The 14,604-nt window shown below is 32.5% G+C and carries 18 protein-coding genes and 1 rRNA gene; 14 read left to right on the top strand and 5 right to left on the bottom strand.

All coding sequences use genetic code 11. The features are described from left to right. The first annotated feature begins 189 nt into the window (after positions 1-189). From rrf to QE109_RS09870, 4 genes are all read left to right on the top strand, one after another. Positions 190-306, top strand: a 5S ribosomal RNA gene (gene rrf, locus QE109_RS09855). Between the two features lie 190 nt (positions 307-496). Further along, complete coding sequence (locus QE109_RS09860; protein ID WP_281094301.1) at positions 497-1,192, top strand: GntR family transcriptional regulator; 696 nt, start codon at positions 497-499, stop codon at positions 1,190-1,192. Between the two features lie 20 nt (positions 1,193-1,212). Continuing rightward, the gene (locus QE109_RS09865) at positions 1,213-1,725 is read left to right on the top strand and encodes a transcription repressor NadR (protein WP_281094302.1); all 513 of its coding nucleotides are present in this window, start codon (positions 1,213-1,215) and stop codon (positions 1,723-1,725) included. A gap of 77 nt (positions 1,726-1,802) precedes the next feature. Continuing rightward, on the top strand, positions 1,803-2,831 hold the full coding sequence (locus tag QE109_RS09870) for a PTS transporter subunit IIC (RefSeq protein ID WP_281094303.1): 1,029 nt from the start codon (positions 1,803-1,805) through the stop codon (positions 2,829-2,831). A gap of 98 nt (positions 2,832-2,929) precedes the next feature. Here the strand turns inward: QE109_RS09870 and QE109_RS09875 are convergent, their stop codons facing one another. Next, a complete protein-coding gene (locus tag QE109_RS09875; protein ID WP_281094304.1) occupies positions 2,930-4,054 on the bottom strand; it encodes a hypothetical protein in 1,125 nt (374 codons plus the stop codon). Continuing rightward, positions 4,044-4,592: an RNA polymerase sigma factor gene (locus QE109_RS09880; RefSeq protein ID WP_281094305.1), complete on the bottom strand. Its 549-nt coding sequence runs from the start codon at positions 4,590-4,592 to the stop codon at positions 4,044-4,046. The genes QE109_RS09875 and QE109_RS09880 overlap by 11 nt, the downstream gene beginning before the upstream one ends. Positions 4,593-5,094: 502 nt before the next feature. On the opposite strand from QE109_RS09880, the gene murI reads away from it, so the two are divergent. Together murI and QE109_RS09890 are read left to right on the top strand one after the other, a co-directional pair. Then, positions 5,095-5,883, top strand: coding sequence for a glutamate racemase (murI, locus tag QE109_RS09885; protein WP_281094306.1), 789 nt, complete (start codon positions 5,095-5,097; stop codon positions 5,881-5,883). Next, a complete protein-coding gene (locus QE109_RS09890; RefSeq protein ID WP_281094307.1) occupies positions 5,884-6,141 on the top strand; it encodes a hypothetical protein in 258 nt (85 codons plus the stop codon). An 85-nt stretch (positions 6,142-6,226) separates the two neighbouring features. On the opposite strand, the gene QE109_RS09895 is transcribed toward QE109_RS09890, so the two are convergent. Next, a complete protein-coding gene (locus tag QE109_RS09895) occupies positions 6,227-7,411 on the bottom strand; it encodes a pyridoxal phosphate-dependent aminotransferase (RefSeq protein ID WP_281094308.1) in 1,185 nt (394 codons plus the stop codon). 123 nt (positions 7,412-7,534) lie between these two features. Here QE109_RS09895 and QE109_RS09900 point away from each other — a divergent pair, with 123 nt between their 5' ends. From QE109_RS09900 to rsmI, 8 genes are all read left to right on the top strand, one after another. Further along, positions 7,535-7,750 (top strand): hypothetical protein, encoded by a 216-nt coding sequence (locus tag QE109_RS09900; RefSeq protein ID WP_281094309.1) that lies wholly within the window; start codon positions 7,535-7,537, stop codon positions 7,748-7,750. After that, positions 7,751-9,211 carry an aminotransferase class I/II-fold pyridoxal phosphate-dependent enzyme gene (locus QE109_RS09905; protein WP_281094310.1) on the top strand — a complete coding sequence of 487 codons (1,461 nt, stop codon included), beginning with the start codon at positions 7,751-7,753 and terminating at the stop codon, positions 9,209-9,211. Beyond that, the gene (lepB, locus tag QE109_RS09910; RefSeq protein ID WP_281094311.1) at positions 9,204-9,764 is read left to right on the top strand and encodes a signal peptidase I; all 561 of its coding nucleotides are present in this window, start codon (positions 9,204-9,206) and stop codon (positions 9,762-9,764) included. Before QE109_RS09905 ends, lepB begins: the two co-directional genes overlap by 8 nt. Before the next feature lie 60 nt (positions 9,765-9,824). Next, positions 9,825-10,148: a cyclic-di-AMP receptor gene (locus tag QE109_RS09915; protein ID WP_281094312.1), complete on the top strand. Its 324-nt coding sequence runs from the start codon at positions 9,825-9,827 to the stop codon at positions 10,146-10,148. Positions 10,149-10,192: 44 nt separating this feature from the next. After that, entirely contained in the window at positions 10,193-11,047 is an 855-nt protein-coding gene (locus QE109_RS09920) for a DNA polymerase III subunit (protein ID WP_281094313.1), read from the top strand. Next, positions 11,048-11,956 (top strand): PSP1 domain-containing protein, encoded by a 909-nt coding sequence (locus tag QE109_RS09925; protein WP_281094314.1) that lies wholly within the window; start codon positions 11,048-11,050, stop codon positions 11,954-11,956. Positions 11,957-12,027: 71 nt separating this feature from the next. Next, positions 12,028-12,813, top strand: a complete 786-nt coding sequence (locus tag QE109_RS09930; protein ID WP_281094315.1) for a tRNA1(Val) (adenine(37)-N6)-methyltransferase — start codon at positions 12,028-12,030, stop codon at positions 12,811-12,813. 12 nt (positions 12,814-12,825) lie between these two features. Next, complete coding sequence (gene rsmI, locus QE109_RS09935) at positions 12,826-13,659, top strand: 16S rRNA (cytidine(1402)-2'-O)-methyltransferase (RefSeq protein ID WP_281094316.1); 834 nt, start codon at positions 12,826-12,828, stop codon at positions 13,657-13,659. Positions 13,660-13,698: 39 nt separating this feature from the next. On the opposite strand, the gene QE109_RS09940 is transcribed toward rsmI, so the two are convergent. Together QE109_RS09940 and QE109_RS09945 are read right to left on the bottom strand one after the other, a co-directional pair. Next, positions 13,699-13,941 carry an AbrB/MazE/SpoVT family DNA-binding domain-containing protein gene (locus tag QE109_RS09940; protein ID WP_281094317.1) on the bottom strand — a complete coding sequence of 81 codons (243 nt, stop codon included), beginning with the start codon at positions 13,939-13,941 and terminating at the stop codon, positions 13,699-13,701. 147 nt (positions 13,942-14,088) lie between these two features. Further along, positions 14,089-14,559, bottom strand: a complete 471-nt coding sequence (locus QE109_RS09945; RefSeq protein ID WP_281094318.1) for a hypothetical protein — start codon at positions 14,557-14,559, stop codon at positions 14,089-14,091. Positions 14,560-14,604 lie beyond the last annotated feature (45 nt).

The raw sequence follows: 14,604 nt of genomic DNA on the forward strand, positions 1-14,604 counted from the left end.
TAATAGGCCTGAGGTGTAAGTGCAGTAATGTATTCAGCTGACAGGTACTAATAGGTCGAGGACTTGACCTAGAGATAGTTTTTTACGAAGTAAATGTCGAAGTTATATGCAATTTTGAGTGTGTAGAAACTATCGCGAAGGCGAAGTTAATATATACGAGTGTGATGAAGTTTTCTTCAAAACACGAGATCCAGTGATGATGGCGGAGGGGCCACACCTGTTCCCATACCGAACACAGAAGTAAAGTCCTCCAGCGTCGATGGTACTTGGCGGGTAGCTGCCTGGGAGAGTAGAACGTTGCTGGTTTTAAGAAAAGCTTAGTCATTTGACTAAGTTTTTTTTATGTTATAAAAGTAACTGGTAACTTTATATTATTATAATCATTGAATAAGATTTAATTTATTTGACACTCATCTATATTACCGATAGAATAATAATGACAGACTGTGCTCATATCTCATGAAATCAGGCTTCAATGAAAAACTCGGAGGAAACTATGGATCTTTTTGATCAGAAAAAAGAGAATAAATCTTTAACATCGCTTATTTTCGAGAAAATTCGTGAGGACATTCTCAATGGAAGATATGTGTCTGGTGACAAATTAGTTGAAATTAAATTAGCCGATGAACTTGGTGTTAGTAGAACGCCAGTTAGGGAAGCTCTAAAACAATTAGAACTTGATGGTCTTGTAGATAATATACCCAATAGAGGTGTTGTAGTAAAAGGAATCAGTAAAAAAGATATTGATGATATCCTAACAATTAGACTTTGTATCGAAGGATTGGTAGGACAATGGTCAGCGGAAAGAATCTTAGATCATGAAATTAAAGAGCTAGAAGAAATTTATGATTTGATGGAATTCTATTCACAAAAAGGTGATGTTGATAAAATTTTTGAACTTAATACTAAATTCCATGAAACTTTGTATCAAACTACAAAAAGTAGGTACTTAGAAGGTGTTCTTAATGATTTTCAGTTATTTATAAAAACTGCAAGAAATAGTTCTCTTAAATCTGAAGGTAGAATTGAAAGTGCATTGAAAGAGCACAAACAGATAGTTGAAGCACTAAAAAATCATGATGTTGAAGCGGCGAGAAATGCACTTGTTAATCATATTGCTAATTCTAATATGAATATAAAGAGCATTGTTCAATTAGAAGAAGAAAAACTAAAAAATGAAGCAAAGGTTTAAGATTTATATATGGAGGATTTATGTCTGAAGAAAGAAGACGTTTTATTGTAGAGAAGCTCTCTACAAGTGGAACGCCAATTATTGGTTCAGAATTAGCGGAAATGTATGATGTTACAAGACAAGTTATTGTTCAAGATATAGCAATAATAAGAGCTTCAGGAATTCCTGTGATTGCGACCTCAAGTGGTTATATGATACAAAGGCATCTAAGTTCAAATAAATTAATTCGTACTTTTGTTTCTAAGCATGAAGGCTTTGATCGAATGGAAGAAGAACTTTCTATTATTGTTGAGTATGGTGGCAGAATTATCGATGTTATTGTTGAACATCCCGTCTATGGAGAAATAGTTGGAACGCTTCATATTGAGAATCTAGAAGATATAGAAAGTTTTGTTCATAAAGTAAAATTATATGATGCTAAACCACTTTCGGTATTGACGAAAGGTGATCATATTCATACAATTGAAGTACCTAGTGAAAAAGTATTTCAATTGATTATGGAAGAACTGAAATTAAAAGGATTTGTAGATTAGTAAACGAGGAGTTTAAACTCCTTTTTTTACGGCACGTGCTGACAAGACACATGAATATTCATAACAGGAAGGTGACTATGAAAATCAGAAATTATTTAACTAAAACATTAAATGGTATGGCGTTAGGTTTATTTTCATCGTTGATTATTGGATTGATTTTAAAGCAAATTGGGGAATTAACAGGCATTGAGACTTTGATGAACTTTGGTAAGTTTGCTCAAGTATTGATGGGACCAGCGATTGGCGCGGCTGTTGCGTATAGTGTCAAAGCTTCGCCATTAGGTATATTTGCTTCAATGGTAGCTGGTGCAATAGGAGCGGGGAGTATCAAATTTTTAGAGACAGGACAAATGGCAATTGTTATTGGAGAACCAATGGGAGCATTTGTTTCTGGTTTAATTGCAGCTGAATTTTCAAAATTGATATCAGGTAAAACAAAAGTTGATATTGTGCTTGTACCTGCGGCTACAATTTTAGTTGGTGGACTAGTAGGGATATCTATTAGTCCTGTTATTGCACAAATGATGAAAGCACTAGGTCAAGTTATAAATACTGCTACTGAGTTGCAGCCAATTCCTATGGGAGTCATAGTTGCGGTATTAATGGGAATTATATTAACTTTACCAATCAGTAGTGCTGCGTTGGCAATATCTTTAGGACTATCTGGTATTGCAGGAGGTGCATCTTTAGTTGGGTGTTGTTGTAACATGATTGGTTTTGCTGCAATTAGTTATAGAGAGAATGGCTTAGGTGGTGCTATTGCTCAAGGTTTAGGCACATCTATGCTTCAGGTTCCTAACATAATTAAAAATCCAAAGATTTGGATTCCGCCGATTATTGCAAGTGCAATACTCGGTCCAATTAGCACAACTTTATTGAAAATGGAAAGTAATAGTGTGGGTGCCGGTATGGGAACTAGTGGTTTAGTTGGTCAATTTGGTGCATATGCTGAGATGGGAAGTAAAGTTAGTTCCACTTCGTTTTTTATTATGATCGCAGTGATGCATTTTATTTTACCAGCGCTCATATCGCTTGTAATCAGTGAATGGATGCGGAAAAAAGAGTGGATTAAGTTAGGTGATTTAAAATTAAATGAAAACAATTAGTTAAATAATAATTACTGAAATAAAAGAAGAAATTACTAAGCTATTGCTCAGTAATTTCTTCTTTTTATTACAAATATTCTAGCTTATAACAAAGGTTTTTAATTTGAAGGCTCTCTTATATCAACTGAAAAAGAACCATCATTATACTCAGTAAAGATTAAAATTGCACCTTGACTGATTCTTTCTAGATTTTTTTCAAAATCAATTTTATCTTGTGATAGCTTTTTTTGTAAATATAGTCCGTCTTCTACCATTTCTTCCAGTTCTATAAATTTTATATCCATAATACTTTGATAATCTTCTGATTTTGTAACGCGTGTAACAGTTATTTCTTCAATAGAATCATGATATTCGTCTAAGAAATCTAAGGGGTTATCTGTTGAATTTGAAAGATCTTCCATAGGAGTGCTGTCTTTATTCCAAAGGTTATCAAGGTATATTTGCGCTTTTTCATGGTCACTACGTTCCGTGCTTATAGGAAGATCAAAGATAAGATTGAGACCATTATAATTTTCGTTTGGAATAACAAGTCCAGTTGTTTGATCGTAATCAAAGGCATTAATATCATAGAATACAGATGAGATTACAACTAGGCTAAGTCCTCTATCCGCAAATATCTCAAGTTCATCACATTCAATTAGGTGATAGAGAATACCATCAGATACAATCTCATTGTAGCCGCCATTCATACTTGCAATATTGTATAACCAAGGCTTTTGCCCATTAATAAGTGGAGATATAAAGAAAGAATAATTATTAAAAGCCATATCATTTAATGCAGGGAAGTTTTCACTATCCATTTTAATTGCTACAACTGCATATGTTTTTAAAGTATCAAGTGTTTTATCTAAATTTGTCAGTTGATTACCAGAGATTAAACCAAGTAAAGAAACGGTAAATCCATTTTTTTGTTGCGTTTCATTTATAATTATAGCGTTATCACTAGTAAAAGCCTCTGCAAGAAGTGGAAAATCAAATTTATCAGCGACCTCTTCTGAGGATAAATACTGCCATGCTGCAAATGCAGAACCAGATAAAATTACAAATAGCATAATTGTAACAAATGAAATCCTAAACGTATGTCTGAGACCAGGCTTTTTATTTGGATTTTCCTTTGATGCAAGTTTTAATCTTAAATCTTGTAGGAGATCACTATCAGGCATAGCATTACTACTTAATGCATTTTTAAGTAGTATTTCTATTTTTTTATCTTTATTTTTCATGCTGAGTATCCTCCAGTTCTTTTTCGATAATTTTACGTGCTTTGAATAATCTGCTTTTGACTGTTCCAACAGGAATTTTCATAACTTTCGCAATTTCACCAACACTTAAATCAATTGTATAGTATAGAAGGATAGGGACTTTATATTTTTCAGGTAAGAGTGTAACTAAATGTCTCACCATATCAATCTCTTCTTGCTTAATAAAATCATTTTCAGTGTTTAATGTACTGATTATGTTATCTTGTACAGGTTCAAAAGGTGCGATTTTATTTCTTCGAGCATATTTTCGTTTGATACTTTTCCATAAATAGAGTGTTATACAAAATAGAAAACTTTGAGGATTATCTGATTGAAGCAGCTTAGTTTGTTGTTCAAAAGCACTCAAAAAAGTTTCTTGGAATAAATCATCAGCATCTTCTTTGGAATAAGTTAGACTTCGACAAAATTTGTATACAGGTGGACTGCACTTTTCCACTAATTTTGTAAAGCTGTACTGGGACTCAGATTGATCAATTTCTTCTTTAGACAATAGTTCCACATTAGCCTCCTTTTATAATCTCTTACAACAGTAAATAGTCATGAAATTATAAATGGTTCATTTTTTTATTACCTATAAAGAAGCACTCTATTTTCAAAATTGAATTTAAAAATAGAGTGCTTAGTGTAGATATGATTCTCATCATAAAAATTAATTGCAAATAGCCATTTCTTTAACTGTTTTTTATTGTTACTTTTTCTTCAAAACCGTTACAAATATCTCCTGAAGATTGATATACTACATCCGAAGGCTGTAACCGTGTTTTAAAACCAAATTTCTTACAACCGTTTGGATTATTAGGGTCCCATGTAATATAAAAGTATCTACATTTGCGACAATCAATACGTGTATAACTCAAAAAAATTCACTCCTTATCCACAGCTTTGAGTTTATTATATCACTTTTATTAATTCAATTGAAGAAATTGAAGTGATTGAACATAGTGAAAATGCATGTGTTTATGCTATAATGTAGTATACACAGAAAGATGGTGGTGCACAATTTGGATAAGTATAGTAAAATTGGTATTTTTGATTCAGGTTTAGGTGGTTTATCTGTCCTAAATACGTTAGAAGGTTTATTATCAAAAGAAGGATTTATCTATATAGGTGATTCTTTAAATGCTCCATATGGAACAAGATCAAAAGAGGAAGTATTTGAGTTATCAAAAAAAATTTGCGATGATTTAGTATCGAAAGATGTTAAAGCGATAGTTATTGCATGTAATACGGCAACTAGTGCTGCTGTATTAAAGCTTAGAGATATGTATGATATACCAATAGTTGGTATGGAACCAGCAGTTAAGCCAGCTTTAAGACAATCTGAAGGTCAAGTAGTTGTTCTCGCTACAGAAATGACATTAAAAGAGGAGAAGTTTTTAAAGTTAGTTGATCATATAGATGATGGATACCGTGTTGCAAAGATGCCTGCTCCTGAATGGGTTGATTGTGTAGAAAATCACTTACATGATGAAGATTTTGTTAAAAATTGTGTTGATAGTTTTTTAGATGAAAAACTACCTTCAGCTCAGAATCTAGTGCTTGGTTGTACTCATTTTATTTTTTTAAGTGACTATATAAAGAGGTATTACAATGACAAAATAGAGCTTTTCGATGGCAATATGGGTACTGCATTGCAATTGAAGAATACGCTAGAGAGTATGAAATTATTGCTTGATGAAGACATTTATCAAGCAAGTGAATTAGAGCGAATAGAAATTTATAATTCGAAATCAGATGAATATGTAGAAAAATCAAAAGATTTATTGAAGACATTAAAGAGAGGGAAATAAATGGATGCTAAGCTATTAGAGTTAGTTAACGAAAAGTTGAGACTTATTCTTGATGAAGCAGTTTTTGGAGAACAGTCAGAAAATATCTTTAAATTGCATTATGGAATTGATTGTAAAAGGTTGGAACCTAAAGCAATTTCAAAAGAAGTAAAGCTTCCAATGAAAAAGTTAAAAGTTGAACTGACTAAAATAGATAATCGTGTATTTAATATACTCAAAAAGCATGACTTGTTTGATGAGATGTACTCGTCAAAATAGAAAATGTTAGAAGAGTCTTATGATAAATTCAAAATCCTGCTTTCCTTTGCACATCATAGTACATTAGGATAGCAGGATTTATCTTTTATTTTTTTATGAAACTAAGAAGCTCTTGGATCCTATGAAGTCCCTCAATTACAAGTTCAATTTTAGTAGCATAGGAAATTCTAATATAATCATCATTTCCAAATGCAATACCTGGAACAACTGCAACTTGGTGTTCATCTAATAGTTGATTGCAAAAGGCAATTGAAAATGAATCGTGATTATTATAAAACTTTTTATATGCGCTGAGGTCAAGAAATAAGTAGAAAGCGCCTTGAGGATTTACATAACCAACATTTTCAAGCTGATTTAGTATAGGAAGAATAGTGTCCCGTCTATTTTTGTAAATGGATACCATATGTTTCATGTCTTCAGAACCTTCTTTTAAGGCACCATATCCAGCCCACTGTGCAATGGTACTTGGATGAGATATAAGATGACCTTGAAGTGTTGAGATGGCTTTTGATATCTCTATATTCGATGCAGTATAACCAAGTCTCCAACCGGTCATCGCAGCAGATTTAGAAAAGCCATTCACTAAAATAGTAATTTCCTTTGCTCGTTCAGATATTGATGGAATGGAAACAAAAGGATGATCATAACAGATACGTTCATATATTTCATCTGCCAATATAATTAGGTTATGATTAATACAAAATTCAATTAGAGGTTCTAACTCTTCTTTTGAATAAACTGCACCAGTAGGATTTGATGGATTATTAATAAGGACAATTTTAGTTCTATCAGTTATAGCTTCACTTAATTGCTTTACTGTGAGTTTAAAGTCATTTGATTTATCCGTTTGTACGATTATGGGAACACCATAGCATAGTTTAACCATTTCAGGGTAGCTTGTCCAATATGGAGCAGGAATAACGACTTCATCATATGGATCTAAAATAGCTGTTAGGGCATTTGTAATTGCATTCTTTGCACCTGATGATACGACGATTTCTGAAGTGCTATATTTAACATGATTTTCTAATTCTAATTTTTTAACTATGGAATCACGTAAAGGTATAAGGCCAGGAACCATATCGTATTTAGTTTTGTTGTGATCGATGGCCTCTTTCGCTGTGATTTTACCTGCGTTTGGCGTCATAAAATCTGGCTCACCAATGCTAAGATCAATTATTTCCTTTCCTTCGGATTTGAGCTTAGCAACTTTTGCGCTGATGTTGATTGTAAATGATGGTGTAATTGATTTTATTTTCTTTGAAACCATTGTTTCACCTATCTTTCATAGTATAATAAGAGTAAAATTTACAAATGCTTAATGAATGTAAACGTTGATTGTGTTAAAATTATTATAACAAGGAATTTAAAAAACTCAAGGACGAGGTATAAAATGTCTGTATTAGAATGGTTTTTTATTGGAGTGATCATTCTTTTTTTTATGGGAATTATGTTTTTTTCATTATCAGATTTGAAAAAAGATTTGATTTATTATAAAAAAAAGCAAAAAAATGTAAAACATATGAATCAATATCAAAAACAAAAAAAAATATCGAATAACACTTCAAAAAATATTTCCAAACCACATAAACATAAAAATGGTGATTAAATGAGCTTGATAGAAGCATTAGAAAAAATAAAATCGGAAAAATTGGTATCTTTTCATATGCCAGGACATAAAAATGGTAGGCTTGTCCCCAAAGAATTTATGGAGATATTGAAATATGATATAACTGAAATTCCAGGAGCGGACCATCTTCATGATGCAAATAATTGTATATTAGAGACAGAACAAAAAATTTCGAATTTATATAATAGTGAAATTTCAAAATTGCTTATAAATGGTAGTACTGTAGGCATATTAAGTATGATTATGGGCCTTACAAAAAAAGGAGATAAGGTCTTGGTTAATAGAAATGCACATAAGTCTATCTATAATGCGATTGAAATGAATGAACTTGAACCAATGTATATTTATCCAGAAGTAGACGATTTTTTAGGTATTCCAATAGATTTAAAACTTGACTCAATAGACGATGTTAAGATTTGTATATTAACCTATCCAACATATGAAGGTTTGTGTTATTCTATAGAGGAAATCATTGAAATGTGCCATAGTAGAGGGATTCCAGTAGTTGTTGATGAAGCCCATGGAGCACATTTATTCTTGCATAAAGAGGGACCTAAATCTGCTTTAGAATTGGGTGCAGATTTAGTTGTTCAAAGCTTTCATAAAACGTTGCCTACAATGACTCAAACAGCATGTATTCATATTTCTAAGAGAAATATATTGACTGGTTTTCAGCTCGACAGGTTGAACTGGTATCTGAAGTCACTTCAAAGTAGTAGTCCTTCTTATGTATTGATGGCTTCAATAGATGCTATGATAACATTAATTAAGTCAGATGGTACTCAATTGAGTGAATGTCTTGAAGTGAATATTAGTTCATTTTATAAGCGCGCAAGCTTACTTAAACATCTAAGGTTTATTAGGTTAAGTAATGGTGATGTAACTAAACTGCTGTTATCGATTCCTTGCGACGATTACGTTCCAGAGGTTTGGGACGGTAATATCATTTCTAAAATGCTTAGAGAAAATTATGGTATTCAGTCAGAGTATGATACTTCAACGCTTGTGTTATTCATGACGAGTATATCAAATTCTAAAGAAGATTTTGAGGCGTTAAATCTAGCACTGGAATTATTGGATCAATGGTTTGAGATTAATCTAGCTAATATGTCTGTTTATAAAGATCGACAAAAGTCACAGATTGATTTGATTGATATGAGCGATAAATACAATAGAGTGTATCATTCAATTAGCACTGAGAGTTCTTTTGTTTATAAAGCTTCTGATGCTGTTTTATTGAAATACAAGTTATGTAGCCTGGAAGAAGCAATTGGTGAAGTTTCTGCTGAATATATAACACCTTATCCACCTGGTATACCTATTTTAGTCCCAGGTGAACGCATTTCTAAATCAATAATTGAGATGATTCCAAAAGACGTTTGCAATGTGAAAATAATTGAAGAAACAATAAATGAAAAAATAGAGGTGTATAATGAATAATGTTAAACATGAAGTTTTAGAGTGGGTTCAAGCGATATTGATTACGCTTGTTATATTTTTGATTTACAACTTTTTCTTTGCAACAACAACAGTATATAATACGTCGATGTATCCAACTTTAGTAGAAAAAGATATGCTTTTTATGGTCAAACTAGGTAAAATTGAACAGGGAGATATCATTTCTTTTAAATCAGAGTTAACGCTTTCAAAATCAGATTATGAAAGTCTAAATGTGATTCAAAAGTTACTGCATAAAGAAGGCGAAAGAAAAAATTTGATTAAAAGAGTTATAGCTGGTCCCAATGATTCGATTGAGATTGAGAATGGTGTTGTAAAAGTTAATGGCGTCGTTATAGATGAACCTTACATTAGTACACCGACAAATAAAAACGTGGCATTACAGACTGTTCCAGAAGGTAAGTATTTTGTAATGGGAGATAACCGGAGTGTAAGTTACGATAGTCGTGATTTAGGATTTATTAGTCAAGATGATATTATTGGTAAAGTGATTTTCAGGTTTATGCCACTTAATAAAATTGGAAATGTGAATTAACGATTCAATTTGTGGTATAATTAAAGTAATAACAAATAATTAATGAACAGGAGGGAACTTATGAAACTGATCATTGCTATAGTGCATGATGAAGATGCACATTCACTTGTAAAAAAACTTACTGCTTCTGATTTTGGAGTAACTAAACTTGCATCAACTGGAGGCTTTCTTAAATCTGGGAATACAACACTAATCATAGGAATCCCTAAAGAGCGTGTTGATAACGCAATAAAAATTATAGAAGAAACATGTAAAACACGAAAAGAAATCACTACAACTACATCTCTGATGGGGGATAATAGTGTTATGGGGATGCCTTTAGAAATCTCTGTAGGCGGAGCGACAGTATTTGTCGTTGATGTTGAGAATTACTTGAAATTATAACTGAAGTTTGATTTAAAATTTTAAAATATTAATAGTAGGTTTAAATGAATAACGTTTTAGATTTTTTTGATGATGTCATAAAAAAAGGACATCTTTCGCACAGTTATCTTTTAGCTGGAACAGAAGATGTTGATATGGCAAAGACAATCGCACAGAGAATTTTATGCAAACAGGAACACACAGGTTGTGGTTCCTGTTCGTCATGTTTAAAGCTTGCATCGGATAATCATCCTGATTACATGATGATTACACCGGATGGTGCTTCTATTAAAAATGCACAGGTGGAAAGTTTCCAAGAGTTTGTCTATATAAGACCTTTTGAGAGCATTCACAAAATTATAATCTTTGATGATGCGCATTTAATGACAGACCGTGCTCAAAATAGGATTTTAAAAGTACTAGAAGAACCTCCCGCTTATGCAGTTTTTATTTTTTTAACGCATCAAGTAGAATCCATGTTAGATACGGTTAAATCAAGATGTCAAATTGTACAAGTGAAGGAAGACCAAGTTAAACTAGTTGATAGTGAGATGTCTGAAAAAGCGATAGAATTGATAAGAGGTATCGAGAAACAAGATGCTGGTCGTGTTTTAGAGTATGGGTCCTATCTTAAACAGATTAAACCGCAAATAAGTGAATTTTTGAATTTATTGTCTTCAATTTTAAGAGATATCATGATTTTTCGAGAAACAAGTAATTATCAATTGATTACTGTATCAAATTTATCTATACTAAACTATAAGGATTTGATTTTCAGAGTATCAAGTTCTTTATCACGAGGAAAAAACGTTGAGCTGATTGAGTTGATTGAAGAAGTTGACCAGAAGCTTAAGAGCAATATGAACTATGATTTGACAGTAGATAAACTGTTATTTAAATGTATAGAAAGGGAGGCATAAATGATCACAGTTGTAGGTGTGAGATTTAAAAAAGCCGGTAAAATATATTATTTTGATCCATTAGAAGTTCCTGTTAATCAGGGTGACCATGTAATTGTAGAGACAGCACGTGGGATTGAATATGGAGAATGTGTCATTGGCAGAAGAGAAATTTCTGAAGAACAGATTGTGAGTCCTCTTAAACCTGTACTTAGGGTTTCAACGGAGGAAGATGACGCTAATCATCAAAATAACAAAGTAAAAGCACAAGAGGCAATGAAAATTTGTCATGAAAAAATTAAAGTTCATGAATTAGATATGAAATTAATTGATGTGGAATATACATTTGACAATAATAAAGTGATTTTCTATTTTACGGCGGATGGTCGAATTGACTTTAGAGAGTTGGTTAAAGATTTAGCAGCAATTTTCAGAACTAGAATTGAACTTAGACAAATTGGTGTAAGAGATGAATCAAAAATGGTTAAGGGCTTAGGTCCTTGCGGTAGAGAAATTTGTTGTGGCAGCTGGTTAGGTGATTTTGCACCTGTATCAATCAAAATGGCCAAAGACCAAAATTTATCATTAAATCCTGTGAAAATTTCTGGCTTATGTGGTAGATTAATGTGTTGTCTTAAATATGAATATGACACTTATGTTCAAATTCGGGTTGGTATGCCGAACCGAGGTGATAAGGTTAAAACTCCTGATGGGATGGCAGTAGTTGTAGATACTAATATTTTACTTGAGCAAGTTAAAGTTAGACACATGGTTAAGGACAAGCAAAATGAGCTGAGCGAAGATATAGTTGCCTATACAAAGAGTGAAATAAAAGTTATTGAAGTGAATAGAAACGCAACTCAAGCGGCACCAATCGTTCCAGATGCTGGTCCAATTGATTATAAAGAGCTGAAAAAACTAGAAGATTAATGACAAAACGTTTTGGAGAAGATTCTTCAAAACGTTTTCTTTAAGTGGAGTTGAATAGGCGAGAGGTATAAATGGAAAATCTAAGTGAATTTATATATGAATATGAAAGAATTGATGACTTGCAATTAAATGGTCTTAGAATTATTCAAAACCCGAAGGGGTTTTGTTTTGGAATTGATGCTGTTCTTCTCAGTAATTTCGTAAAGATTAAACCAAAGGAAGTTGCTGTAGAATTTGGAACAGGTACTGGAATTGTACCAATTTTACTTGCAGGAAAAACCAAGTTTCAGAAAATACATGCTTTTGAAGTTCAAGCTGAAGTAGCTCATATGGCGACGAGAAGCGTAAAATTAAATGAACTCGAAGAGAAAATAGAGATAATACATGATAATTTAATAAATGTTTTTGATCATATTGCCCCTAGTAGCGTGGATGTCGTATTTACGAATCCTCCGTATATGTCAGGTAATGGCGGCATTAAAAATGATGATGTATTAAAAACAATTTCAAGACATGAAATAATGTGCAGTCTTGAAGATATTATTAAAAATGCATCTAAGCTCTTGAAATTTAGAGGTCGTTTTTATATGATTCACAGACCTAATCGAATGGTGGATATCCTTACGTTATGCAGGCAATATAAGCTTGAACCAAAGGAAATTCGGTTGATTCAGCCGTATAGTGATAAAAAACCTAATATATTTTTAGTGATGTGTTCCAAAGGTGGTCAATCTGATCTTAAATTTATGGATCCACTAATTGTTTATAACAAAGACGGTTCATATACAAATGAAATTTATGAAATTTATCAAAATGAAAAAATCACAGTATTTTCAGAAGATAGTAAAACACTATAGAGGAGGCATATCATGAATGGCAAATTGTTTTTGTGTGGTACACCAATTGGAAATCTAGAAGATATTACTTTTAGAGCACTGGAAACCATAAGAAATTGTGATGTTGTCTATGCTGAAGATACAAGGCATTCTTTGAAGTTGCTTAATCATTTCGAAATTTCAAAACCGCTTCGCAGTTACCATGAACACAATCAAAGTATTGCGGGGCCTGAAATTATTAACAAGCTTAAGCAAGGTGAACAAATCGTACTTGTTACAGATGCAGGTATGCCGGGTATATCAGATCCAGGTGAAGCATTAGTAAAGTTATGTATTGAACATGAGGTGCCTTTTGAAGTTGTTCCTGGTGTGACAGCTTTTTCTATGGCACTTGTAGGATCTGGATTATCTACTGAACGATTTGTATTTGAGGGTTTTTTAAGTCGAGATAAAAAGCAGAAAAAAGTAGTTTTGGAAAGAATTAAAAAGGATACGAGAACACTTATTTTTTATGAATCTCCTCATCGTTTTAAAGAGACAATCAAAGTAATCTTTGATATCTTTGGTGATAGAAATGCTGTAGTTGCAAGAGAATTAACAAAACGATACGAAGAATTCAATAGGGCAAAGTTATCAGATCTTATCACATATTATGAGACACATGACATAAGAGGTGAGATTGTGCTGATCATAGAAGGCTATGTAGAAACCGAAGAAGATCTTCAAACATATGATAAAAGCGAAACGATTAAGTCTCATGTACTCAGATATATGGATTCAGGAGTGGATAAAAAAGATGCTATGAAAAGAGTTGCGGTCGAAAGAGGCATAAAAAAAACAGAAGTATATGCAGCTTTGATTGAGTAAAATAAAAATCCCAGAAATTTAATTTCTGGGATTTGTTAATTACAATACTTTAATTTCATCTACACAAGCTGGGCAGATATTTTTACCTTTTACATTTTTAACACCCTTTGCTTGACCACAGAAGATGCAAGCTGGCTCGTACTTTTTAAGAATAATTGTTTCGCCTTCAGTGAAAATTTCAAGTGCATCTTTTTCACCAATTGTTAATGTTCTTCTTAGCTCGATTGGAATAACCACTCTACCAAGTTCATCAACTTTTCTAACAATACCTGTTGATTTCATAATAAGATACCTCCTAAGACATTTTATGACATTTCCATAGAATCATCATAGACTATCTATTTCCAATTGTCAACGGAAGTTCCAAAAAAAAGAAATACTGTAAACTTCAAAATATTATATTTAAACAATCATATTTAAACAATTAAATTAAAGTTGCTCCTCCCCTTGAGAAGTCTTGTCTTCAAAGGTTTCATTTACTTCATCAATTGTCTCTTTGATATCTTTCATCTTGCCACCAAAGTACTTGTCGTATAAAGCTTTTCCAATCGACATGGTGTGTAAGAATGAAGATAAACCACTAACAAAACTCTGGTTTTCTTTAATCGTGCCTGAAACAGACTCTGTAGTTCCTGCGATATTATCAATGGTAGTTCTAAACGATTGCACATCGTGTGCAACTTCTCCAGTGATAACTTCTATGTGCTTTGACAAATCTGGGACTACATTTAAAGTAGAATCAATGTTTTCACGATTCTCATCTATCACTTTGTTAACACTCTTTACAATTTTTAGTGCTCGTCTTAGAATTAAAATTAAGTAAACGAAAAGCGTAACCAAAGCGCCCCAAAGTACAAATAGTAATAAATCTTTAACCGTAATGACTAATTGATTGTCCATACTGCCTCCTAAGTACAAGATATTACAAATATTATACATCAAAAG

The sequence above is a fragment of the Fusibacter bizertensis genome (assembly GCF_029914245.1).
In the GTDB taxonomy this organism is placed as follows: Bacteria; Bacillota; Clostridia; order Peptostreptococcales; family Acidaminobacteraceae; genus Fusibacter_C; species Fusibacter_C bizertensis.

Coding starts and splice junctions, on each gene's coding strand:
- QE109_RS09860 (WP_281094301.1), top strand. CDS start 497: ATGGATCTTTTTGATCAGAAAAAAGAGAATAAATCTTTAACATCGCTT.
- QE109_RS09865 (WP_281094302.1), top strand. CDS start 1,213: ATGTCTGAAGAAAGAAGACGTTTTATTGTAGAGAAGCTCTCTACAAGT.
- QE109_RS09870 (WP_281094303.1), top strand. CDS start 1,803: ATGAAAATCAGAAATTATTTAACTAAAACATTAAATGGTATGGCGTTA.
- QE109_RS09875 (WP_281094304.1), bottom strand. CDS start 4,054: ATGAAAAATAAAGATAAAAAAATAGAAATACTACTTAAAAATGCATTA.
- QE109_RS09890 (WP_281094307.1), top strand. CDS start 5,884: ATGGATGCTAAGCTATTAGAGTTAGTTAACGAAAAGTTGAGACTTATT.
- QE109_RS09895 (WP_281094308.1), bottom strand. CDS start 7,411: ATGGTTTCAAAGAAAATAAAATCAATTACACCATCATTTACAATCAAC.
- QE109_RS09900 (WP_281094309.1), top strand. CDS start 7,535: ATGTCTGTATTAGAATGGTTTTTTATTGGAGTGATCATTCTTTTTTTT.
- QE109_RS09905 (WP_281094310.1), top strand. CDS start 7,751: ATGAGCTTGATAGAAGCATTAGAAAAAATAAAATCGGAAAAATTGGTA.
- lepB (WP_281094311.1), top strand. CDS start 9,204: ATGAATAATGTTAAACATGAAGTTTTAGAGTGGGTTCAAGCGATATTG.
- QE109_RS09915 (WP_281094312.1), top strand. CDS start 9,825: ATGAAACTGATCATTGCTATAGTGCATGATGAAGATGCACATTCACTT.
- QE109_RS09920 (WP_281094313.1), top strand. CDS start 10,193: ATGAATAACGTTTTAGATTTTTTTGATGATGTCATAAAAAAAGGACAT.
- QE109_RS09925 (WP_281094314.1), top strand. CDS start 11,048: ATGATCACAGTTGTAGGTGTGAGATTTAAAAAAGCCGGTAAAATATAT.
- QE109_RS09930 (WP_281094315.1), top strand. CDS start 12,028: ATGGAAAATCTAAGTGAATTTATATATGAATATGAAAGAATTGATGAC.
- rsmI (WP_281094316.1), top strand. CDS start 12,826: ATGAATGGCAAATTGTTTTTGTGTGGTACACCAATTGGAAATCTAGAA.
- QE109_RS09940 (WP_281094317.1), bottom strand. CDS start 13,941: ATGAAATCAACAGGTATTGTTAGAAAAGTTGATGAACTTGGTAGAGTG.
- QE109_RS09945 (WP_281094318.1), bottom strand. CDS start 14,559: ATGGACAATCAATTAGTCATTACGGTTAAAGATTTATTACTATTTGTA.